Annotated in this window: 23 protein-coding genes; 16 read left to right on the top strand and 7 right to left on the bottom strand. The window is 58.4% G+C overall.

Annotated features, from left to right (window positions below; genetic code table 11):
* The first annotated feature begins 54 nt into the window (after window positions 1-54).
* Complete coding sequence (locus tag SJY13_RS04600; RefSeq protein ID WP_085823952.1) at window positions 55-978, top strand: hydrogen peroxide-inducible genes activator; 924 nt, start codon at window positions 55-57, stop codon at window positions 976-978.
* Window positions 979-1,024: 46 nt separating this feature from the next.
* Here the strand turns inward: SJY13_RS04600 and SJY13_RS04595 are convergent, their stop codons facing one another.
* The gene (locus tag SJY13_RS04595) at window positions 1,025-1,573 is read right to left on the bottom strand and encodes a peroxiredoxin (protein ID WP_377188219.1); all 549 of its coding nucleotides are present in this window, start codon (window positions 1,571-1,573) and stop codon (window positions 1,025-1,027) included.
* Between the two features lie 262 nt (window positions 1,574-1,835).
* Here SJY13_RS04595 and lipA point away from each other — a divergent pair, with 262 nt between their 5' ends.
* Together lipA and SJY13_RS04585 are read left to right on the top strand one after the other, a co-directional pair.
* Complete coding sequence (gene lipA / locus SJY13_RS04590) at window positions 1,836-2,786, top strand: lipoyl synthase (protein WP_377188216.1); 951 nt, start codon at window positions 1,836-1,838, stop codon at window positions 2,784-2,786.
* Window positions 2,783-3,928, top strand: coding sequence for an amidohydrolase (locus SJY13_RS04585; RefSeq protein WP_377188213.1), 1,146 nt, complete (start codon window positions 2,783-2,785; stop codon window positions 3,926-3,928). The genes lipA and SJY13_RS04585 overlap by 4 nt, the downstream gene beginning before the upstream one ends.
* A gap of 49 nt (window positions 3,929-3,977) precedes the next feature.
* On the opposite strand, the gene SJY13_RS04580 is transcribed toward SJY13_RS04585, so the two are convergent.
* Window positions 3,978-4,997, bottom strand: coding sequence for an alpha/beta hydrolase (locus tag SJY13_RS04580; RefSeq protein WP_377188210.1), 1,020 nt, complete (start codon window positions 4,995-4,997; stop codon window positions 3,978-3,980).
* 174 nt (window positions 4,998-5,171) lie between these two features.
* Here SJY13_RS04580 and SJY13_RS04575 point away from each other — a divergent pair, with 174 nt between their 5' ends.
* Window positions 5,172-5,807, top strand: coding sequence for a TetR/AcrR family transcriptional regulator (locus tag SJY13_RS04575; RefSeq protein WP_377188207.1), 636 nt, complete (start codon window positions 5,172-5,174; stop codon window positions 5,805-5,807).
* On the opposite strand, the gene hpt is transcribed toward SJY13_RS04575, so the two are convergent.
* On the bottom strand, window positions 5,808-6,347 hold the full coding sequence (gene hpt / locus SJY13_RS04570; protein WP_085823945.1) for a hypoxanthine phosphoribosyltransferase: 540 nt from the start codon (window positions 6,345-6,347) through the stop codon (window positions 5,808-5,810).
* 72 nt (window positions 6,348-6,419) lie between these two features.
* Here hpt and SJY13_RS04565 point away from each other — a divergent pair, with 72 nt between their 5' ends.
* Window positions 6,420-6,866, top strand: a complete 447-nt coding sequence (locus SJY13_RS04565; protein ID WP_377188204.1) for a type II toxin-antitoxin system RatA family toxin — start codon at window positions 6,420-6,422, stop codon at window positions 6,864-6,866.
* Window positions 6,867-6,903: 37 nt separating this feature from the next.
* Window positions 6,904-8,199, top strand: a complete 1,296-nt coding sequence (locus tag SJY13_RS04560; RefSeq protein WP_377188201.1) for an MmgE/PrpD family protein — start codon at window positions 6,904-6,906, stop codon at window positions 8,197-8,199.
* On the opposite strand, the gene pyrC is transcribed toward SJY13_RS04560, so the two are convergent.
* A complete protein-coding gene (gene pyrC, locus SJY13_RS04555) occupies window positions 8,196-9,233 on the bottom strand; it encodes a dihydroorotase (RefSeq protein ID WP_377188198.1) in 1,038 nt (345 codons plus the stop codon). The two genes, SJY13_RS04560 and pyrC, sit on opposite strands and share 4 nt — an antisense overlap.
* A 136-nt stretch (window positions 9,234-9,369) precedes the next feature.
* Here pyrC and SJY13_RS04550 point away from each other — a divergent pair, with 136 nt between their 5' ends.
* Complete coding sequence (locus tag SJY13_RS04550; protein WP_377188195.1) at window positions 9,370-10,278, top strand: AAA family ATPase; 909 nt, start codon at window positions 9,370-9,372, stop codon at window positions 10,276-10,278.
* Entirely contained in the window at window positions 10,278-11,534 is a 1,257-nt protein-coding gene (locus tag SJY13_RS04545; RefSeq protein ID WP_377193561.1) for a vWA domain-containing protein, read from the top strand. Before SJY13_RS04550 ends, SJY13_RS04545 begins: the two co-directional genes overlap by 1 nt.
* Window positions 11,535-11,537: 3 nt before the next feature.
* On the opposite strand, the gene SJY13_RS04540 is transcribed toward SJY13_RS04545, so the two are convergent.
* Window positions 11,538-12,038, bottom strand: a complete 501-nt coding sequence (locus SJY13_RS04540) for a hypothetical protein (RefSeq protein ID WP_085823939.1) — start codon at window positions 12,036-12,038, stop codon at window positions 11,538-11,540.
* A gap of 234 nt (window positions 12,039-12,272) precedes the next feature.
* Between SJY13_RS04540 and SJY13_RS04535 the strand changes: the two genes are divergently transcribed.
* The 5 genes from SJY13_RS04535 (at window position 12,273) to SJY13_RS04515 (ending at window position 18,204) form a co-directional block, all read left to right on the top strand.
* Window positions 12,273-13,241: an XdhC family protein gene (locus SJY13_RS04535; RefSeq protein WP_377188192.1), complete on the top strand. Its 969-nt coding sequence runs from the start codon at window positions 12,273-12,275 to the stop codon at window positions 13,239-13,241.
* Window positions 13,238-14,245 (top strand): molybdopterin-binding protein, encoded by a 1,008-nt coding sequence (locus SJY13_RS04530; protein WP_377188189.1) that lies wholly within the window; start codon window positions 13,238-13,240, stop codon window positions 14,243-14,245. Before SJY13_RS04535 ends, SJY13_RS04530 begins: the two co-directional genes overlap by 4 nt.
* A 147-nt stretch (window positions 14,246-14,392) precedes the next feature.
* The gene (locus SJY13_RS04525; RefSeq protein ID WP_377188186.1) at window positions 14,393-14,878 is read left to right on the top strand and encodes a (2Fe-2S)-binding protein; all 486 of its coding nucleotides are present in this window, start codon (window positions 14,393-14,395) and stop codon (window positions 14,876-14,878) included.
* Window positions 14,879-14,957: 79 nt separating this feature from the next.
* Window positions 14,958-17,318 (top strand): xanthine dehydrogenase family protein molybdopterin-binding subunit, encoded by a 2,361-nt coding sequence (locus tag SJY13_RS04520; RefSeq protein ID WP_377188183.1) that lies wholly within the window; start codon window positions 14,958-14,960, stop codon window positions 17,316-17,318.
* Between the two features lie 94 nt (window positions 17,319-17,412).
* Entirely contained in the window at window positions 17,413-18,204 is a 792-nt protein-coding gene (locus tag SJY13_RS04515; RefSeq protein ID WP_085823934.1) for an FAD binding domain-containing protein, read from the top strand.
* A gap of 48 nt (window positions 18,205-18,252) precedes the next feature.
* On the opposite strand, the gene SJY13_RS04510 is transcribed toward SJY13_RS04515, so the two are convergent.
* Window positions 18,253-19,152, bottom strand: coding sequence for a MurR/RpiR family transcriptional regulator (locus SJY13_RS04510; RefSeq protein WP_377188180.1), 900 nt, complete (start codon window positions 19,150-19,152; stop codon window positions 18,253-18,255).
* 87 nt (window positions 19,153-19,239) lie between these two features.
* Here SJY13_RS04510 and SJY13_RS04505 point away from each other — a divergent pair, with 87 nt between their 5' ends.
* The 3 genes from SJY13_RS04505 to SJY13_RS04495 all read left to right on the top strand — a co-directional run bounded on the left by SJY13_RS04505 (window position 19,240) and on the right by SJY13_RS04495 (window position 21,783).
* Entirely contained in the window at window positions 19,240-20,007 is a 768-nt protein-coding gene (locus tag SJY13_RS04505) for a BKACE family enzyme (RefSeq protein ID WP_377188177.1), read from the top strand.
* Window positions 20,004-21,320 (top strand): aspartate aminotransferase family protein, encoded by a 1,317-nt coding sequence (locus SJY13_RS04500; protein WP_377188174.1) that lies wholly within the window; start codon window positions 20,004-20,006, stop codon window positions 21,318-21,320. The genes SJY13_RS04505 and SJY13_RS04500 overlap by 4 nt, the downstream gene beginning before the upstream one ends.
* Before the next feature lie 73 nt (window positions 21,321-21,393).
* Entirely contained in the window at window positions 21,394-21,783 is a 390-nt protein-coding gene (locus tag SJY13_RS04495; RefSeq protein WP_377188171.1) for a hypothetical protein, read from the top strand.
* A gap of 50 nt (window positions 21,784-21,833) precedes the next feature.
* Here the strand turns inward: SJY13_RS04495 and infC are convergent, their stop codons facing one another.
* Window positions 21,834-22,295, bottom strand: a complete 462-nt coding sequence (gene infC, locus SJY13_RS04490) for a translation initiation factor IF-3 (protein WP_234995283.1) — start codon at window positions 22,293-22,295, stop codon at window positions 21,834-21,836.
* Window positions 22,296-22,422: the final 127 nt, after the last annotated feature.

Raw genomic sequence — 22,422 nt, 5'->3', positions numbered from 1 at the left:
GGCATCACAATATGTTCCGGTTGCGGTTTGGCGGGTTAGTGATAATCAGAGGTTATGAATTTCACCCTCAGACAACTGCAATATTTCAACGCCGTCGCCGAACAACGCAATTTTGGCCGGGCTGCACAGGTTTGCAACGTTTCGCAACCAGCCCTGTCAGTGCAGATCAAGGCTCTGGAAGAGACGTTGGGTGGCTCACTGTTTGAACGGCAGGCGCGGGACATCCTGCTGACACCGCTAGGGCGCGATGTGTTGGATTATGCACGCCAGGTGCTTGGGGCTGCCGACCGGCTGGATCAGTTTGCCAAGGATCACTCGGGCGGGCACAGGTCGTTGTCTATTGGCATCATTCCTACGATTGCGCCGTATTTGCTGCCCGGTGTGTTGGCGGGGCTACGCAGTTCGGACGTGTCGCTGCGGGTTCAGATCCGTGAGGCCAGAACAGATCGTCTGCTGGCCATGTTGCGCGCGGGTGAGATTGACGCGGGCGTTGTCGCACTGCCCTCGGGCAGCAACGAGCTGTTCGAGCTGCCGTTGTTCGAAGACCGCTTTCTTTTGGCTGGCAGTCATGCACGTTTGGACGGTATGGACTCCGATCCGGATGCTCTGCGTCCAGTAGATCTGCAAACTGCGCAACTTATGTTGCTGGATGATGGCCACTGCCTGACGGATCAGGCGCTTGAGGTCTGCGGTCAGGATCGCAGCAGCGGGTTGATCAACATGGGGGCGTCTTCGCTGGCGACCTTGTCTCGGTTGGTTGCCGAAGGATTCGGCCTGACCCTGATGCCCGAACTTGCCGCCCAATCCGAAGCGCATGCAGTGCCTGGGTTAAAGCTGTTGCGGTTCACGTCGCCGCAACCTGCCCGAACGGTCGGGCTGGTACGGCGTTTGTCGACCGGGGGCGAGGATTGGTTCGATGGTTTGGCAGAGGTCATTCGTAGGGTCGGTAATGACATCGTGTCGGCAACCCGCACGTGATGAAAAAGGCCCGCAAATCGCGGGCCTTGAGCAGTGATGTTGGTGCTTAAACCAGCGCCGGTTCCTTGGCTTTGTCCAGGTGCTTTTTCATGTTTTCCGGGGACGAGACGCCATAAGGGTCCTCGGGACAGTTATCCATCAGGCCGGGTTCTTCGAACCACGCCTCGACAACTCCGTCCGTGATGATGGCGGCATAGCGCCAGGATCGCATGCCAAAACCCAGATTGTCCTTGTCGACAAGCATGCCCATCTTGCGAGTGAATTCACCCGAACCATCTGGGATGACTTTGACGTTCTTCAGGCCCTGATCCAACGCCCATTTGTTCATGACAAAGCTGTCATTGACGGACATGCAGTAGATGTCGTCGATGCCCTGCGCCTGAAAATCGGCAAACCCATTCTCAAAACCGGGCAATTGGTAGGTCGAGCAGGTCGGTGTGAACGCGCCGGGAAGCGAGAACAGGATCACCCGTTTGCCTGAGAAATAATCGGCTGTCGTCTTGTCTTCCCAACGGAACGGGTTGGGGCCTTCGATGGCCTCATCGCGGACGCGGGTGTGAAAGATGACGTCGGGCAGTTTGGCGCCGGTTTTCATGCTCAAGCTCCTGTGATTCATTCGTGAACAGAGAGTGGATTAAAACAGTTCTAAATTGGCTTCAACGGCATAATTTCTGCAACTGCAATTTCAACTATGTGCGCAAAGGGCGTTGATTTTAAAAAGGTTTAGGAAAGGTTCGAAGGGTGTATTCTGCATCAGCATGATCAGTTGTCATGGCAGCTATGCACGGGTGGCGTAGTCTGCGATGGCAGTTTATGTTAGGCAAAAGCAAATTGATCCAATGTCAGGAAAGCCAGCCGTGCGTGATCTGAAGATCCCCGAACAACGTCACCCTGAAAAAGCGCACCGTCAGGACAATGCGCAGCCGAAAAAGCCGAGCTGGATTCGGGTCAAGGCACCCGGTGGCAAAGGCTATGCCGACACTCGTAAGATCATGCGCGACAACAATCTGGTCACCGTCTGCGAAGAGGCCGGATGCCCTAATGTCGGCGAATGTTGGAGCCAGGGCCACGCCACTATGATGATCATGGGTGAAATCTGTACGCGCGGGTGCACCTTCTGCAACATCGCCACCGGCAAGCCCGATACGCTTGATGCGTTTGAACCCGGTCGGGTGGCGCATGCTGTAGAAAAACTGGGGTTGAATCACGTTGTGATCACTTCGGTCGACCGCGATGACCTGAACGATGGTGGCGCCGAGCATTTCGCCCAAACCATCCGTGCCGTGCGCCACCGGTCACCCAATACGACGATCGAAATTCTGACGCCTGATTTCCTGAAATGCGAGCCGTCGGTTCTGGAGGTGGTGGTCGAATCCAGGCCAGACGTTTTCAACCATAATCTCGAAACCGTACCCGGCCTTTACCCCGAGGTTCGTCCCGGCGCGCGGTATTTCCATTCACTCCGGCTGTTGCAGAGGGTCAAGGACTTGGACCCCTCGATTTTTACCAAGTCCGGCATCATGGTCGGTCTCGGTGAGGATGAGCAAGCGGTTCGGCAGGTGATGGATGATATGCGCGCGGCGGATATCGATTTTCTGACCATTGGTCAGTATCTGCAACCAACTCCGAAACATCACCGCGTCGATTGGTTTGTCACACCCGAAGAGTTTGCCGCCTATGAAAAGGCGGCATTTGGCAAAGGGTTCTTGATGGTCTCGGCCACACCACTGACCCGCTCTTCCTATCATGCGGGGGATGATTTTGCCCGACTGCGCGAGGCGCGCAACAAAAAGCTGGGCCTTGCATGACGACTGAGCGTTTGGCCGGTCTTGTCCGACTGCGTCACGCCTTGCATCAGATCCCCGAAGTTTCGGGCAACGAAGTGAAAACCGCCGCTGCGGTGGCTAATTACCTGCGACAGCACAGTCCCGATCAGGTCCTGATTGACCTCGGCGGTCACGGTGTCGCCGCTGTTTTCGACGGCCAGGCCGAGGGACCCAAAGTGTTGATCCGGTGTGAGTTGGACGGGCTTCCAATTCCCGAACACTCCGACAAGCACTACCGGTCCCTTCATCAGGGCCGGGGTCACCTTTGCGGCCATGATGGTCATATGACAATGGTGGCCGCGCTGGCCGAGGGTCTTGCTGCAAAACGCCCGGCGCGGGGCCGGGTTGTGCTGCTGTTTCAACCAGCCGAGGAAACCGGAAAGGGCGCGGCGGCAGTGATCTCCGACCCCGCATTTGCAAGGATATCTCCGGATTATGCGTTTTCCCTGCACAACCTGCCGGGGCTGCCGGTGGGGCAGGTGGCGCTGTGTTCCGGACCGGCTAATTGCGCCTCACGAGGGGTTCGCATCCGGCTGGAAGGCAAGACCTCTCATGCCGCCGCGCCGCAGGATGGGGTGTCGCCCGCCGGGGCGATCTCGCGCCTGTTGCCGGGGTTGGAGGCCTTGTCCAGCAATACGGATCTGGGGCCCGATTTTGCGCAGGTTACCCTGACCCATGCGCGTCTGGGTGAGGCCAGTTTTGGCATCGCGCCGGGACAGGGTGAGGTCTGGGCCACCCTGCGCACCGTGACCGACGCCCGCATGACGCAGCTGCTGGCAGATACCAATGACTTGGTGGTTCAAGTCGGGGCAAAAGAAGGACTGCAGGTCGAAGTCGAATACGACGACATATTCGAAGCCTGCACCAACCAAAACGCAGCCGTGTCAATCCTGCAAGAAGCAGGCCGGGCGGCCGGGTATCCGATGCAGATGCGGAATGACCCTCAGCGCTGGTCCGAAGATTTTGGCCAATTCGGCAAACAGGCCAAAGCGGCAATGTTCTGGTTGGGCTCCGGGGTGGATCAGCCGCAGCTGCATAACCCGGACTACGATTTCCCTGATGAGGCCATTCCCGTCGGGGTTGGCATATTCACGGCCGTCATCAACGGGCTGCTAAACGCTTAGACAAATCCGGCTGCGCGCCGAAACACGCGCAGCCAGTCTTTCAGGTCTGTTACAGCAAGTTTTCGCGCAAAATATCAACCACTTGCTGGAACCCGGCGCCGGCGGCGGGAACGCGACCGGGGAAGTTCATGAACGGGTGCACAAGGTCCTCGATCACCCGCACGTCAGCTTCGATGCCAGCGGCTTTGAGCTTTTCGGCATAGGCGACGCCTTCGTCGCGCAGCGGGTCAAACCCGGCGATCACCAGTGCGGCGGGGCAGACGCCCTCGACATCACCCAACAAAGGTGAGGCCATCGGGTCCAGCGCGTCTTCGTCAGAACGAAGGTAGTGGTTGGTGTACCACTTCATCTCTACTTTCTCGAGCAGGAAGCCTTCGGCAAACAGCTCATAGGACCGGGTCTGTTTGCTCATGTCCAACCACGGCACGATCAGGACCTGGTATTTCGGCGGATGCTCGGCGTTCTTGCGCTGTTGCGCCACTACGGCTGAGACATTGCCGCCTGCGCTGTCCCCACCAACAGAGATACGGTCGGGGTCAAACCCAAGTTCAGCGGATTTTTCAACGATGCTGTCAAACGCAGCAAGGCAATCATTGACGCCGACGGGGAATTTATGTTCAGGCGCAAGGCGATAGTCCACAGCCACAACCGCGCAGTTTACGTCGAGGGCCAGCTGACGGCAAACGCCCCGATGGGATTCCAATGAACCGCTGACGTGACCTCCGGCGTGAAAAAACATCAAAACCGGGGCAGGGCTTGGCAAGCCTTTGGGGCGGTGGATTTCGCAATTAATTGGGCCTGCAGGGCCATCAATAACAAGCGGCGTCATTGTTACAAACGGGCTGGGCGCATGAGAAAACCAGTCGCCCTGTTCATCAAAGCTGGCGCGAATTTTTTCGATACTTTGGATTTTGTTCGGATCATCCGCGAAGTGTTTCACCATCATGCTGACGAGCGGGTCGAGTGTCTGACCGTCGATTTCGACATCTGGCCCGCTCAACAGGCGATGAACGGGAGTCGGCAAGCGGCATGCGGTGCGCGCGATTGTTCTGAGTACGGCGTTTTTCATTTTGTGTCTCCTGACCTGGGCATGCTCTAAACAAGAATAATATTCGCATAAAAGTTCAAGTCGCATTCCGTCACTAAAAAGAATAATATTCTTGTTGGTGACGTTGCGGTAAACTGGACAGCAGGCGCGGTGAACGGCATAGGCGCGATAAGCAAAAACGGAAGTGATGCACGGATGATGGTAGAATCAGGGGGAACCCCGGCTCAGCAACTGACCCGCAGGCCGCGCCAAAAGCGCGGTAAGGAAAAGTTCGAAGCGATTCTTGATGCGACCAAATCCATGATGGTCGAAATGGGCAGCGTCGGGCTGCGCATTCAGGATATCTCGGCCCGGTCCGGGGTCAGTGTTGGCGGGATCTATCAGTATTTCCCGTCTAAAGAGGCCATCGTTCAGGAAATTGCCGATCAGTATAACGACTGGATCGGCGCGTTGATTTTTGACGTGCTTCAGCACAGCCCTGAAGACGCAGAAGGGTTTGAAGACCTGTTTCGCGCGATCTTCAAAACCTATGCACAGGCACATCTGGACGATCACAGCTCGCTTGGAATTCTCCTGTGCATCTCGTCTGAACGCAGCCTGTTGCGACGCAGCATGCAGGCCTCGCAAGACCATGCGGAACGGGTGGCCGATCTGACCGGTGATCTGTTTCCAGGTTGGGACCGCGAAGAACTGGTCCGGCGGTTGTATCTGGCGATGGTCATGTCGCGTCCGTTGATCGAGGCTGCCATGGTGGCGCCCGAGGCTGAGCGCGCGGTGATGCTGGATACCGGCTTTGACCTTCTGATCACCAGTTTCCGGCAGGCAGGGTGACTATTCGGTAAAGCGCACCTTGCCGATAAAGGGCAGGTTGCGATTGCGTTGCGCGTAATCGATGCCATAGCCCACGACAAATTCGTCAGGGATTTCAAAGCCGATCCAGTCCGAGCGGAAATCTACCTCTCGGCGGCTGGGTTTGTCCAAGAGGGCGATGGATTTCAAACGGCCTGGCTTGCGACTGGCAAGCAGCTTGGTGACGTGGTTCAGCGTGTGTCCGGTATCCACGATGTCTTCGACAACCAGCACGTCACGGCCTTCAATGGCGCCGCGCAAGTCTTTGAGAATGCGCACCTCTCGGCTGCTTTCCATTGAATCGCCATAGGAAGACGCCTCAAGGAAATCCACCTCGATCGGCAGGTCCAGCTCGCGAACCAGATCGGCGATGAAGACGAAACTGCCGCGCAGCAGGCCAACAACGACTAGCTTGTCTGTATCGCCGTATTCGTCGGTGATTTCGCGGCACAATTCCTCGATCCGGGCGGCGATCGCCTTGGCCGAGATCATCTCATCTATCACATATGCGCGGTCACTCATCGCTGCCCCCTTGATCTTTGGCGCGCAACATACGACATGACGCGCCATTGTCACCTGTAAATCCCGGACGCCATGCCCACCCATTCGGAAACTCGCCACCTGCCTTACACCGCACATCAGATGTATGATCTGATTGCGGATGTGGACAAATATCCCGAATTTCTGCCCTGGTGCTCGGCGGCTCGTATCCGCAGGACCTATGCTGCGGGCGAAGCGCAGGTGATGGAGGCTGACCTCGTTATCTCGTTCAAGGTCTTCCGCGAACGGTTCGGCAGCCGGGTAACGCTGCATGCTGACCCAAAGAAGATCGACACCGAATATCTGGATGGCCCGTTCAAGTACATGAAATCCAACTGGCAGTTCGAGGACGCTGCGGGTGGCGGTTGCGATGTCTCATTCCACGTGGATTTCGAGTTCAAGAATGCCATTCTCCAAGGCATCATCGGTGTTGTGTTCAACGAGGCGATGCATCGAATCGTTCAGGCTTTTGAGACCCGCGCGGCGGATTTGTACAGCTAAGCCTTTACCCGCAATCGGCGCGCGTTAGACTGCGCGAATGACTGATTTTACCACTTCTCTGGCCGGGTTCGCAGCGGGGCCTGTTACGACAACCTTGCAGACGCGGGTCGTCACCTCGTTGTCTGTTCTGGATTGGGTCGCCGTCGGGCGCGCCGGCGTGGACGAACCGGTGTCCAAAACGGTCAGAAACCTTGTGTTGGACGAGGCAGGGGCAGAACAGGCCCATTTGTTCGGAGGCGGTGCCGCGCCTTTACGGGCAGCTGCGTTGGTGAATGGAACCGTGTCCCATGCGCTGGATTACGATGACACTCATTTTGCCCATATTGGACACCCTTCGGTCGCCATCCTGCCTGCTGCACTAGCGCTGAGCGAGTGGGACGACCGCATTCTGGTTGATCTGCTTGAAGCCGCGCTGGTCGGAATAGAGGTGTCTATCCGCGTCGGACTCTGGCTTGGGCGCGACCATTATCAGGCGGGCTTTCACCAGACCGCCACGGCGGGTGCCTTCGGTGCGGCGGTTGCCGCGGGGCGAATTCTCAGGTTTGACGCCGCGGCCATGCGCAAGACGTTGGGGCTGACAGCGACCCGCGCCGCAGGGCTGAAGGCGCAATTCGGAACCATGGGCAAGCCCTATAACGCGGGACTTGCGGCCTCTGCCGGGGTCGAGGCAGCTTTGCTGGTCGCCAAAGGGTTTGAACCCAACATGAACGCGCTTGAGGGGCAATATGGGTTTGGCGCGACGCATGAAGGTGAGGGGGACGCGGAAACCGCGCTGGCCGGATTGGGCGAAGAGTGGCTGATCGACAGCGTCAGCCACAAGTTTCATGCTTGTTGTCACGGGCTGCACGCCGCGCTTGAGGCGGCGCGGGATCTGGACATCGCTGAACCTGAAGTAGCCGAGATCCGGATCAAGACCCATCCGCGCTGGATGACCGTGTGTAATCAGATGTCTCCGACGACCGGGTTGGGGGCCAAGTTTTCCTATCGCACGGTCGTTGCCATGCAGGCTTTGGGGCATGATACGGCGTTGCCAGTCAACTATACGGACAAAACCTGTGCTGATCCGCGTCTGATCTCACTGCGGGATCGGGTTACGGTTCAAGCTGATGACACATTGTCCGAGACGCAGGCGCATCTGACCTTGCTGCGTCGGGACGGTGCCAGACCCGAGGCGACCCACGACTTGCTGGCCCCCATGACCCTGTCAGATCGCGAAGACCGTGTCCGGGGTAAAGCTTCCAAGCTGATCGGAAGCGAAGAGGCTGACGCTGTCTGGTCCATGCTGCGGACCGGTGGTCACACTCGGGATCTGGCTGCACTACTGGCGGGTTAAGCCACCCGCCAGTGCAGTGGAAAGCCCGGATCAAAGACCGTGACCGGCCCTTCATCCGACTCAATCTTGTCGGGGTAAGCAACTGGATCGCCTTTGGTCAGGGTGATCGTATCCTCGTTCACCGGCAGTCCGTAAAAGCCGGGACCATTGCGGGATACAAACCCCTCCAGCTTGTCCAGCGCATCTTCGCGGTCGAACATCTCGGTCACCAGGGACATGGTGTTTGTCGCGGTGAAACACCCGGCGCAGCCGCAAGCCATTTCCTTGTTCGCATCCGTGTGCGGCGCGCTGTCGGTTCCCAGGAAATACCGCGCATCGCCCGAGGTTGCAGCGGCCAGCAGCGCCAACCGGTGCTCTTCGCGCTTGGCCACAGGAAGACAGTAATAGTGCGGTTTGATCCCGCCAACCAGAATGTGATTGCGGTTGATGATCAAGTGATGCGCGGTAATGGTCGCGCCAAGGTCCTCGTCGTTCGCTTTGACATAATCCACGCCGTTGGCCGTGGTGATATGCTCCATCACGACGCGCAGGCCCGGTGTCGACCTGCGGATAGGGTCTAGAACACGGTCGATGAACACGGCCTCACGGTCGAAGATGTCGATCTCAGCCTCGGTAACCTCGCCATGCACGCACATGGGCAGGCCAATCTCGGCCATCTTCTCAAGCACCGGGCGCACTTTGTCGAAATCCCGAACGCCTGAGGCCGAGTTTGTTGTCGCCCCCGCCGGATACAGTTTGACCGCCTTTATCAATCCGCTGGCATGGGCGGCGGCCACGTCTTCGGGATCGGTATCTTCGGTCAGGTACAAGGTCATCAGAGGCTCAAAGCGCATGCCGTCGGGCAGGGCGGCCATGATGCGATCGCGATAAGCGGCGGCCTGATCCCCGCGTACGACAGGCGGCACAAGGTTCGGCATGATGATAGCCCGGGCAAAATGGCGTGCGGTTTCGGGCAGGACGGCCTGCAACATAGCGCCATCGCGCAAATGCAGATGCCAGTCGTCGGGGCGGCGGATCGTGATGCTGTTGGTCATGGAGCATCGGCTAGCATACGGGCCGCCGTCGTAAAAGACCTAGTCAACAGACCGGAACGTCGTAGGTCTGCCAAAGACCATGGCCTTGACGCGCGTGGGCTGTCATGACCTGTTGTGGCGAAGGAGAGAATTACCCATGACAAAGCCAGATTCCATTGACGCCGTTCAGTCCATGTTGGGTACGCAGGGCTATGTCTGCGGCCGGGCGTTGGCCACCGTCGTGTTCCTGTCCTTGAAACTAGGCCGGCCCCTGTTTCTGGAAGGTGAGGCGGGTGTGGGCAAGACCGAGATCGCCAAGGCCCTTGCCGCCGGATTGAACCGGCGATTGATTCGGTTGCAATGTTATGAAGGGCTGGATGCGTCCTCGGCCGTCTATGAATGGAATTTCCCGGCCCAGATGGTGGCGATCCGAACTGCCGAGGCCTCGGGCGGGGCAGATCGGGGTGCTTTGCAGGCCGAGCTGTTCTCGGACGATTACCTTGTCGAACGCCCTTTGTTGCAGGCCATGCGCCCGGACGAAAATGGCGCACCCGTCCTGCTGATTGATGAGCTTGACCGTACGGACGAACCGTTTGAGGCGTTCCTTCTTGAGGCGCTGAGCGACTTTCAGGTCACCATCCCCGAACTGGGCACAGTCAAGGCACCCGAAGCCCCCATCGTGATCGTGACCTCGAACCGCACGCGCGAGGTGCATGATGCGCTGAAACGCCGCTGCTTGTACCATTGGGTCGATTACCCCGATTTCGACCGCGAGATTGAAATCCTGCAGGCCCGCGCACCTGAGGCCGCCGAGGCACTCAGCCGCGAGGTGGTGGCCTTTGTCCAACACCTGCGAACCGAGGATTTGTTCAAGAAGCCGGGCGTGGCCGAAACCATCGACTGGGCCAAATGCCTGCTGGCGCTGGACGTCATCAACCTCAGCCCCGAGGTGATCGGGGACACGCTGGGCGCGATATTGAAATACCAGGATGACATTCAGAAACTGCAAGGGTCCGAAGCGAAACGGATTCTGGATGAGGCCAAGTCTTCGCTTGAGCCGGTTTGATTGTGGAACAACTGCCTCTCGACATCCCTGACGATCCAAAGCTGGCGCAGAACATCACGCATTTCGCGCGGGCCTTGCGCAAGGCGGGGTTGCCGATTGGAACAGGGCGCGTTGTCGATGCAATCCGGGCCGTTCAGGCCGCTGGATTCACCGAGAAGCAGGATTTTTACTGGACGCTCCACGCCTGTTTCGTAAACCGCCCCGAACATCGCACCGTCTTTGCGCAGGTCTTTCGTCTGTACTGGCGTGACCCGCGATATCTTGAGCATATGATGTCCATGATGCTGCCCGCCATTCGCGGCGTGCAAGAGGAACGCATGGCCGATGCGGGTGAAAAACGCGCCGCCGAGGCACTGTTGGATGGGGTCGAACCTGACCTTCCCGAGACGACCGAACAGGACGAAGGGACCGAGCTGGAGATTGACGCCTCTCAGACTGCGTCGACCGAGGAAAGGCTGCGCAATCTGGACTTCGAGCAGATGAGCACAGCCGAGATTGCACAGGCCAAGCGCGTGCTGGCGCAGCTGACCTTGCCGGTCAAACCCCTCGAGTTGCGGCGCGGCCAGGCCAGCCATCTGGGCCAACGCATTGACCGGGCCCGAACCCTGCGGTCCGCAATGCGTCAGGGTGGTGAACTGCGCGATATCGCGCGGCTCAAACCCAAGCTGCGCTGGCCAAATCTAGTTGTGCTCTGTGACATCTCAGGCTCCATGAGCCAGTACAGCCGGCTTGTCCTGCACTTTTTGCACGCTGTTTCAAACGCCAAGGGGGCGGGTTGGGCCAAGGTCCACGCTTTTACTTTTGGCACCCGGCTGACCAATATCACCCGGCACTTGCAGCAGCGCGACGTGGATGCGGCGCTGGCCGCTGCGGGGGCCGAGGCACAGGATTGGGAGGGTGGCACGCGTATTGGCGAATGCCTGTCCGCCTTTAACCGCGATTGGTCGCGGCGTGTTTTGGGGCAGGGCGCAGTGGTTCTGTTGATCTCGGACGGTCTGGATCGCGGAGAGCCCGCCGCACTGGCGAAAGAAATGGAGCGTCTGCACCTGTCGGCGCGCAGACTTATCTGGCTCAATCCATTGTTGCGTTGGGACGGGTTTGCGCCCAAGGCGCAGGGGGTGGCGGCGATGCTGCCACATGTGGACAGTTTCCGCGCCAGCCATTCCATTGCTTCACTTGAGGATCTGGCGGCCGTTATTTCAAAGCCCGACGACATGGGTGAGAAAGCGCGGCTGATGACCGCGCTTTCGGCGTGAAACTCAGCTCAGCTGTTCATCGTTGCACTTGCGCGCCATTTCCATGGCCTTGTAGGTGCCGGTCAGGTCAACGGTGAAGGCAAATTCCTTCTCGGGGAAAACAACCATGACCTTTTGCTTGGCGATATCTTCAGCAAACTGAGGATCATCAGACAGGACGTACCCACCCGAATACCCTTTGGTGATATTGCCCTTCATGCCGGTGGCTTCACCGATATAGATATTGTCGCCCAGCAGAATCGCTACGGCCTCTGTGTCGCCGCGCTTGATATCGGTTTTTGCTTTGGTGAAGACACCAACATAGCCGACGCCGCGATCTTCGGTCAGACCCATCTGAACAACATTTTCAACGTCATCCACCGCTTCGATCAGACAGGATTTCTTGTCCTGATCAACAAAGACTTTCCAACCTTCGACTTCGCCATAACGCAAGAATGTATCAGCGGTCGCCGCGGTCGAGGCCAAAAGGCCAAAGGCCAATCCTAGTGTAATAATGCGTTTCAACTCTCTGTCTCCGTTGTGAAAATAAAATATGCGCATCCTGGAATGCACCAGATGCGCGTGTAGGCTAGAATCACATGATCTGACAATCAATCCTTTGCATGTAAGGCTGGATTCTGGGCTTGTTCGCGCCGAAGGAATCACTTTTGCAAGTGGTTCCAATCGGATGATGGCAAGGGTTCCTTTTCATCCTGCCAAAGCTGCTTATGTTGGGGAATGACACGCTGGGAGGGCGCAATGGACAAATTCGACAACAGCCCTGAAACGGCACTGGACTGGCACAGCAGTGGCATGCCGACGGCCCTGGCCACGGTGGTTCAGACTTGGGGCAGTGCCCCGCGCCGCGTAGGCGCGCAGTTGGTGATCGGTGGCGATGGTCGCATCGAAGGTTCGGTCTCGGGGGGATGCGTCGAAGGCGCGGTAGTGGTCGAGGCGCTGGAGGCGATTGAAGAAGGCGATGCGCGCCTGTTGGAATTTGGTGTCAGCAATGAGGATGCCTTTGCAGTGGGGCTGGCCTGCGGTGGTACGATCCGTGTTCTTGTTGAACCTGTGGGCAACGTCCTGCCGGAACAGATGCTGCGCGATCTGGTAGAGGCCAGAGCCGCGCGGGAGCCGGTTGCCTATGAGGTCAATATCGAAACGGGCCACAGGGCGTTGCGCAGAAATGTCTATTCCGAACGGATGCGCATGGATCGGTCTGGGTTCGAAGAAGACGGGCAGACCTTTGTGGCGGTCCATAACCCTCCGCTGCGGTTGATTGTCGTGGGGGCGGTGCATATCGCACAGGCGTTGGTGCCGATGGCGCGGATCGCGGGGTATGATCCGTCGCTTGTGGACCCGCGCGACGCCTTTGCCTCTGGCGCGCGTTTCCCCGGTGAGACGATCCTGACCGACTGGCCAGACGAGGCGGTTGCCAAGCTGGGTTTGGACGCACGAACGGCAGTGGTGCTTTTGACTCATGACCCCAAGCTGGACGATCCGGCCCTGGAATCCGCATTGAAAGCCGGCGTCTTTTACATCGGCGCATTGGGCTCGACCCGCACCCATGCCAAACGGGTAGCTCGCATGAAAGAGGCGGGCTTTACCGAGGCGCAGATCTCTCAGATCCACGGTCCCGTCGGCTTGGATATTGGTGCAGCTGACCCGTCGGAAATTGCAGTGGCCATACTGGCCCAAATGACAGCTGTGTTGCGGGGCAAGGCGTGAAATTTGGCGCTGTTCCCGTTGATCAGACCGCCGGGGCCATACTGGCCCATTCCGTGCAGGCTGGTGATACCAAACTACGCAAGGGCCTTATCCTGACGCCCGAGCATCAGGACATCCTGAACTTGGCAGGGCATGAAACGGTTACCGTTGCCCGTCTGGAACCCGGTGATTGCCACGAAGACGAGGCCGCGCGCATGCTGGCGGCCGCCCTGACACCTGATCCGGCGGCCGCCACGTTACGGGTCACGCAGCCGTTTACTGGTCGTGTGAACCTGATTGCGGACGCACCAGGGGTGGCTGTTCTGGATATCAGCGCGCTGGAGGCCTTCAATCAGGTCAACCCGATGATCACTGTCGCGACCGTGCCACAATACCAGCAAATGAGCGCGGGCGGCATGGTGGCGACGATCAAGGTCATCTCTTATGCCGTACCTGAAGCGGATGTTCTTGAGGCCGCACACCTTGCACAAGATTCCATCCGGCTGGTCGGACCCGTTTTCAAATCCGCAGGCTTGGTGGTGACTGACATCCCAGGTGGCCCACCCAACGAGAAAGGTATCGCCGCCATCCAAAGTCGCGTGCAATCTCTGGGTATGGACCTTTGCGACGTGCGCATTGTTCCGCACCAAACCGACGCGTTGTCGACCGCCCTGACACAGGCAAAGGGTGACGTGGTTATGATCCTAACCGCCTCGGCAACTTCGGACGTTCTGGACGTGGCACCGCAGGCTGTACGGGCTGCGGGTGGGCAGGTGGACCGGTTCGGAATGCCGGTTGATCCGGGCAACCTGTTGTTTCTGGGCGCGCTTGGTGATCGTCCGGTGATTGGCTTGCCGGGATGTGCAAGGTCTCCAGCGCTGAACGGAGCCGACTGGGTGTTGTCGCGCGTGGCCTGTGGGATTGAAACGACGGGGGCCGACATTGCCGGAATGGGCGTCGGAGGGCTGCTCAAGGAAATCCCGACGCGACCGCAGCCGCGAGCGTCCCGAAAAAAGGTGACGTAACGGAACTTTGTCACAGTGTTTCAGCGCCATAATCGGAAGGGGTCGGGCGCGTAACAAATTGAAATAATCGACGAAAATTTTTGTTCTCAAACAAAAATTCCCGTGTTTAACTCGGAGCAAGCAAAAAACACGATATGGGAGGAACCAATGACACAGGTCTCAATGACTGTGAACGGAAAGTCCGTGAGTGGTGATGTTGAAGGCCGGACGTTGCTGTCCGGTTTTTTACGTGATCACTTGTCGCTGACTGGAACGCATGTTGGATGCGACACGGCGCAATGCGGGGCATGCGTGGTCCACGTGAACGGAGAGGCGGTTAAATCCTGCAATATGCTCGCGGTTGAGGCGGACGGAGCTGAGGTCGGTACGATCGAAGGTCAGGCGGCTACAGATGGGTCGTTGAACACGATCCAGCAGGCGTTTCAGGATCATCACGGCCTGCAATGCGGTTTCTGCACGCCGGGCATGGTGATGAGCGCGGCGGCGCTACTCAAGGAAAACCCGCGCCCGACGGAAGCCGAAGTGCGCAAGTATCTGGAAGGCAATCTGTGCCGCTGCACTGGCTATCACAACATCGTCAAGGCGATCCTGGCCGCATCCGGTCAGGACGTCAGCAGCATCGCTGCGGAATAATGCCACTGCGGGCGCCAGAGGAGACGCCCGTGGGATGACATAGGATGCGGATGCATCCATTATGGGAGGAGAACAAGCAATGCCCAAAGACAGTGGCATCGGGGCCAGTTCCAAGCGGCGCGAGGACGTGCGCTTTCTGACCGGAGCAGGCAATTACACCGACGACATCAACGTACATGGTCAGGCCCATGTGTATTTCCTGCGCTCGGATATCGCGCATGGCCGGATCAGCAATCTTGACACTTCAGCTGCCGAAGGCATGCCGGGGGTGGTCCGAGTGTTCACCGGCAAGGATTTTGAAGGCGTGGGCGGTATTCCCTGCGGCTGGGAGGTGACGGACAAGCACGGCGCGCCGATGCAGGAACCGGCGCATCCCATTCTGGCGCAGGGCAAGGTCCGCCATGTGGGCGACCCGATTGCGGCGGTTGTTGCGGATACGCTGGCCCAGGCCCGCGACGCGGCCGAGGCGATCGATCTGGACATCGAAGAACTGCCCGCCGTTCTGGATATGAAGGCTGCGGCACAGGATGGCACCACGCTGGTGCATGATGATCTCAAGAACAACATTTGCTATGACTGGCAGTTGGGGGAAACCGACAACGCCAAGGTGGATGAGGTTTTTGCCAATGCGGCGCATGTGACCTCTCTGGATCTGGTGAACAACCGTCTGGTTGCCAACCCAATGGAGCCGCGCGTGGCCGTTGCCGAATACAGCCGCGGGACCGAGGATTATACGCTGTATACCACCTCGCAGAACCCGCATGTGATCCGGCTGCTGATGTGCGCCTTTGTGCTGGGCCTGCCCGAACATAAGGTGCGTGTGGTGGCCCCCGATGTGGGCGGCGGCTTTGGCACCAAGATCTTCCACTATGCCGAAGAGGCGTTTTGTACCTTTGCGGCCAAGGCCTGCAACCGGCCCGTCAAGTGGTCGGCCAGCCGGTCCGAGGCGTTCATGTCGGATGCCCATGGACGCGATCACGTGACCAATATTGAACTGGCGCTGGATGCCGAGAACAACTTTATCGGCCTGCGCACCAATACCTACGCCAATATGGGGGCTTATCTGTCGACCTTTGCCAGCTCGGTTCCGACCTGGCTGCATGGCACTCTGGCTGCGGGCAACTACACCACGCCGGTCATTCAGGTGAACGTCAAGGCGATGTTCACCAATACGGTACCGGTGGATGCCTATCGCGGTGCGGGCCGGCCCGAGGCGACCTATCAGCTGGAGCGGGTGATCGACAAAGCCGCGCGCGAGCTGGGGGCCGATCCAATTGCGCTGCGCCGGCAGAACTTTATCACCCAGTTCCCCTATGACACGCCGGTGGCGCTGACCTACGACACCGGGGATTACAACGGCACGATGGACAAGCTTGAGGCCGCCGCCGATCTGGCGGGCTTTGCCGCGCGCCGCGCGTCAAGTGAGGCCAATGGTAAGATGCGGGGTCTGGGCATCAACTGCTATATCGAGGCCTGCGGCATTGCGCCCTCGAACATCGTAGGCATGCTGGGGGCCCGGGCGGGTCTGTATGATGCCGCGACTGTGCGGGTGAATGCCACCGGCTCGATCAGCGTCATGGTTGGCGCACACAGCCACGGGCAAGGCCATGAGACGGCCTTTCCGCAAGTTGTGGCCGAGATGATCGGCATCGACGAGTTGATGATCGAGATCGTGCATGGCGACACCTCGAAGATCCCCTTTGGCATGGGCACCTATGGCTCGCGGTCTTTGGCTGTTTGTGGCTCGGCCATGGTCAAAGCGACCGAGAAGGTGATCGACAAGGCCAAGAAGATCGCGGCCCACCTGCTGGAGGCCTCCGAGGCCGATATTGAGCTGAAGGACGGTCAGTTCAGCGTCGCGGGCACCGATAAATCGGTGGCCTGGGGCGATGTGACCCTGACGGCTTATGTGCCGCATAACTATCCGCTTGAGGTCGAGCCGGGGCTGGAGGAGACTGCGTTTTACGACCCGGCTAACTTTACCTTCCCATCCGGCGCCTATGCCTGCGAGGTCGAGGTCGACCCCGAGACCGGTCAGGTCACCATCGAGGCCTTCACCGCTGCTGATGATTTTGGCAACATCGTCAATCCGATGATTGTAGATGGTCAGGTCCATGGCGGCATCGGCCAAGGCATCGGTCAGGCGTTGCTTGAAAACTGCGCCTATGACGAAAACGGTCAGCTGCTGAGCGCATCCTTCATGGATTATGCGATGCCGCGAGCCGATGATGTGCCGTTCTACGGTGTGGACCATTCCAGCCAGACGCCTTGTACCCATAACCCATTGGGCGTGAAAGGCTGTGGTGAGGCGGGTGCGATCGGCTCGCCACCGGCGGTGGTCAACGCTGTGATTGATGCGTTGAATTCGGGCGGCAAGGCGGTGGATCACATCGACATGCCCGTCAGCCCGTCGCGCGTCTGGGCGGCCATGAAGGGGTGAGATTGGGGCAGGCTGGGGGCTCTGCCCCCAGACCCCCGGGATATTTATAGCCAGATGAAGGGCGGATCTGCGTTCTTCGGAAAGGAAAGACGAAATGTATAATTTCGAGTTTGAGAAGCCCTCTACCATTGCTGATGCGGTTGCAGCGCTGGGAGATGAGGATGCGCAGGCGTTGGGGGGCGGGCAAACCCTGATCCCGACGTTGAAACAGCGGCTTGCGTCGCCGTCGGCCCTGGTGTCGTTGAGTGGCATTGCCGAGATGCAGGGGGTCTGTGTTGAGGATGACGGCTCGGTCGCCATCGGCGGTGCAACCCCTCATGCGGTGGTCGCACGCGAGGCGGCGGGGTCTTATCCGGCGCTGGCGGCGCTTGCGGGTCAGATCGGTGACCCGGCAGTGCGCAATCGCGGCACAATCGGCGGCTCGGTTGCCAACAATGACCCGGCGGCCTGTTACCCGGCAGGTGTGCTGGGATCAGGAGCTACAATCGTGACCAATACGCGTCAGATCGCGGCCGATGATTTCTTTGAGGGCATGTTTTCCACCGCGCTGGAGGAGGGTGAGATCATCACGTCGGTCCGGTTCCCGGTGCCGCAGGCGGCGAGTTATCAGAAGTTCCTGCAGCCGGCTTCGCGCTTTGCTCTGGTAGGGGTCTATGTGGCGCGCTTTGCTGATGGCGTCCGGGTTGCAGTTACCGGTGCAAGTGAGGACGGCGTGTTCCGCTGGTCCGAGGCCGAACAGGCGCTGAGCAAGGAATTCCGCGCCGATGCGCTGATGGGGCTGAGCATCAATCCGATGAACATGATCGGCGATCTGCATGGTAGCAAGGACTACCGCGCGCATTTGGTGGCTGTAATGACCAAACGCGCCGTCGCCGCCTGTCTGTAACTGAGCCAAAACTAAAAACCTCAAAGCCCCGGTAAAACGCCGGGGCTTTTAGGTGCGCCGCAGCCTTGGAGGTTTTGACGGCTGCCAATAGGCCCCGGTGTCTTCGCGCGCTTTTTGATAGGCTTCGACGCGTTGACTGGCCGCGGTCCCACCGGCCTCGAAAAGATGGCCCAGTAGACATTCCAGAATAGCCATCGCTCCGGTGAAGCAAGAAAACGGGTGCAAGGTTCTGGTACTGACGGTGAAGGCTACGTCCGGGTCTATCCCGGGTGCGATCACATCGCTGTCGGAAATCAGAATGATCCGAAGCCCCATTTTCTTGGCAAAACGCATGGATTGAATCGTGTCCGCGGAATAGGGGTGAACCGTTATGGCAATCAGGCAATCCTGTGGGCTTGCATCCAGAAGATCATCCGTTGCGGACCCCAAGTGCCGTGGGATCAGTTGAATGCCCGGATGCGCCATCCGCCCGGTGTAGGAAAAATAGTACGCCAGCGCGTAGCTGGCCCGCGTTGCCGTAACATAGCATCGATGGGCTGTAGTTATGTGCTGTATTGCTTGTCGGGTCTTGTCGGGATTCATCAGTCGCAGGGACCGGGCGACGATGTTCTGTTCGTTCTGGGCGAACCTAGCCTGTGTTTTTCCGAAGTCATCTTTGGAATGCAGCGCGGTCAGCCAGTCCTGACCCAAGTCACCTTCGCGATCTGTGACCAGTGCCGCGCGGAAGGGGCCTCGGAAGGCTTCAAAACTGTCAAAACCCATGCGCTGCGCCAGACGGACAAGGACATTTGAACTGACGCCGATATTGGCCGCTGTGACACGGATTGGGTTCAGCCCAAAGTCCCCGGGGTGGTCGACGATGTACTTTGCGGCGGCTTGCAGCGCCGGGGGCATTTGCCCGATGTCCTTGCGCAGGCGGTTTGTCAGGTGGGTTGGTGTATGCTCCATTCTGGTAAAAGAACAAATGTTCTGGAAAAGGCAAGTGTAAAACAAAACTTGACCTCTTAGATGAAAATGCAGTCCTGAGGTGCCCTGATGACCGATACACGATCTCGCTGTTTTCCCTATATACTCGTGGCGCCAAACGGTGCGCGGCGCGGCGCGTCGGATCACAAGATGCTGCCAATGTCGATGGATCAGATTGTGGACACGGGTCATTGCTGTTTTGACGCAGGCGCAAACGGTCTTCACCTGCATATCCGGGACGCGCAGGGGCGACATACATTGGATGCGGGCCAGTACCTTGAGACGATGGCCGAACTGCGCCAAAAGGTTCCTCACTTGGACATTCAAATCACCACCGAGGCGGCAGGCGCGTTCGACGTGGAAACCCAGTACATTTGTTTGCGCGAAGTGCGACCGGAATGGGTCTCGATCTCGGTCCGGGAAATTGCGCGGGAGCCAGCCCTTGCGTCCCGTGTATACGGTCTGTGCTCTGAACAGGGGACACGCGTTCAGCATATCCTGTATGATGCAGATGACGCCGCGCAGCTGGCGCACTGGCATGAGGCAGGAATTGTGGCCAAGGAACAGTCGGATCGCCTGTTGGTATTGGGGCGGTACGTCACGGGGCAGGAATTGTCACCGAAGGACCTTGACCAATTTCCGGCGGACGCGTCAGATTGGATGGTTTGCGCTTTCGGATCACAGGAACACGCGTGTCTTGTATACGCCGCGCACCACGGAGCAGACGTTCGAGTCGGGTTCGAAAACAGCCTGACCGACCGCGACGGAAACGTCTGGAAAGATAACGCCGCGTCGGTCTCGGCGCTGATCGCCACGTTGGAAGGGGCACTGAAATGAGTCACGTTTTTCCACGCCATACCAAGTCTGATCTGCCTGTCGCTGCGGGCGGGGATGGATGCTATTTGATCGACGCTGATGGGCGTCGATACCTGGATTGCGGAGATGCGGCCGTTTCCTGTCTGGGGCATTCGAACCCTGCCGTGATCCGCGCGGTGCAGAAACAGGTGGAGCAAATCGCGTTTGCCCATACCGGGTTCATGACATCGGAACCGGCCGAGGCATTGGCTGATTTACTGGTCGCGCATGCACCGGGTGATCTGGACCGGGTTTACTTCGTGTCCGGCGGGTCCGAGGCGACCGAGGCGGCAATCAAACTGGCGCGACAATACTATCTAGAGATCGGGCAACCTGAGCGACGGCATGTGATTGCGCGCCGACAGAGCTACCACGGCAATACGTTGGGTGCATTGTCAGCGGGTGGCAATGCGTGGCGGCGGGCGCAGTTTGCTCCGATGCTGATTGAGATGACGCATATCGCGCCGTGTTATGAATACGCCGAGAAAACAGAGGGTGAGAGCAGTTTCGACTACGGCCAGCGCGTCGCCAATGAATTAGAGGCCGAAATTCTTCGGCTGGGCCCGGACAGTGTCATGGCCTTCATGGCCGAACCGGTTGTGGGCGCAACTCTGGGTGCGGTTCCGGCGGTCGAAGGGTATTTTACACGCATCCGAGAGATTTGCGATCAGTACGGTGTGCTGCTGATCCTGGATGAGGTGATGTGCGGGATGGGGCGGACCGGGCGGTTGTTTGCCTGCGATCATGACGGCATCGCACCTGATATTCTGTGTATCGCCAAGGGGTTGGGGGCCGGGTATCAACCCATCGGTGCCATGCTTTGCACAGATCGAATATTTGCAGCGATCCGGGATGGGTCCGGGTTCTTCCAGCACGGTCACACTTATATTGGACATCCCGTCGCAACGGCGGCGGCGTTGGCTGTGGTCCGGGAACTGACCGAACGTGACCTGCCAGAACGGGCGGGTGTGATGGGGCAAAAGCTTCAATCTGCGCTTGAGGCTGCCTTCGGACAGCACCCAAATGTTGGAGACATCCGGGGCAAAGGTCTGTTTCGCGGCATCGAACTGGTTGCAGATCGAGAGACCAAGACACCTTTTGATCCCAGCCGGGGCGTAGCGGCAAAGATCAAAATGGCAGCGATGGCTGAGGGGCTGATCTGTTACCCAATGTCCGGGACACGCGATGGGCGCCTGGGCGATCATATCCTTCTGGCACCGCCTTTCATAATCGAAGATGCGCATATCGACGAGTTGATCACCAGGCTTAGCAAGGCGATAACATCTGTCATTTGACGAAGATGTGATCTGATTTTCTGTTTGATATCAATATAGTAAACTGCATAAGTAATCTAAGCGACGGTGTGGAATGATCAAGGATATCTGGGCAAGTTTTCGGGGCCTTCCTGTTTGGGTGCAAATCTGGATTGGCATTGTTCTGGTTCCCGTAAATCTCGCCCCGCTTGCCTTTCTGGACCAACCAAACGGAGGGCTGATCGCTGCGCTTTCCATCACCGGTATGGCGCTAAACATCCCGATCATGTTGGCCGCACGGGGAATGAGCAAGGCGATGGCGTTGCCGCATCTTCTGTTGTGGAGCCCGCTGGTCGTCATTGTGGCCCTAACACTTGCGGATGCTGAAGTGGCGACATCAGGCTATCTGACATTTTTGACTGTGCTGCTGGTCGTTGATCTGATCTCGTTGGGCTTCGACGTCAACGACGCGCGCCTTTGGATGAAAGGCCGCGAGACAAAATAAAAAGCCCCCTCGGAAAGAGGAGGCTTTGAAACATTGCGTCGAAGACGCTTTTATTTCTGTGGCAGCGGCCCGATCATCATGATCATCTGACGGCCTTCCATCTTAGGCATGTTTTCGACCTTGCCCAATTCCTTGATATCCTCAGCCACACGTTCCAGCAATTCGCGACCCAGGTTCTGGTGTGCCATTTCACGGCCCCGGAACCGCAGGGTGATTTTCACCTTGTCGCCGTTTTCCAGGAACTTGAACACGTTGCGCATTTTCACGTCGTAATCATGCGTGTCGGTGTTGGGCCGGAATTTGACCTCTTTTACCTCGATGATTTTCTGCTTTTTACGGGCTTCGGCTTCGCGTTTCTGGGTTTCGTATTTGAACTTACCAAAGTCCATGATCTTGCAGACCGGCGGGTTCGCATTGGGCGAGATCTCGACCAGATCAAGTCCGGCATCTACGGCCATCTGCATGGCTTTGGCGGGATGAACCACCCCGACGTTTTCACCTTCGGCGCCAATCAGGCGAATTTCGGGGGCACGGATCTTATCATTGACGCGCGGGCCGGTGTCTCTTTGCGGCGGCGCGTTGTGAGGTCTGCGAGCTATGGGTTCATTCCTTTGATGATTGCAGATTTTCGAGCCCGGA

This window comes from Ruegeria meonggei, assembly GCF_042768335.1.
Classification (GTDB): Bacteria; Pseudomonadota; Alphaproteobacteria; order Rhodobacterales; family Rhodobacteraceae; genus Ruegeria; species Ruegeria meonggei.
Note: the sequence above shows the minus strand (reverse complement) of the source record. Positions and strands in the feature narration are given on the sequence as shown.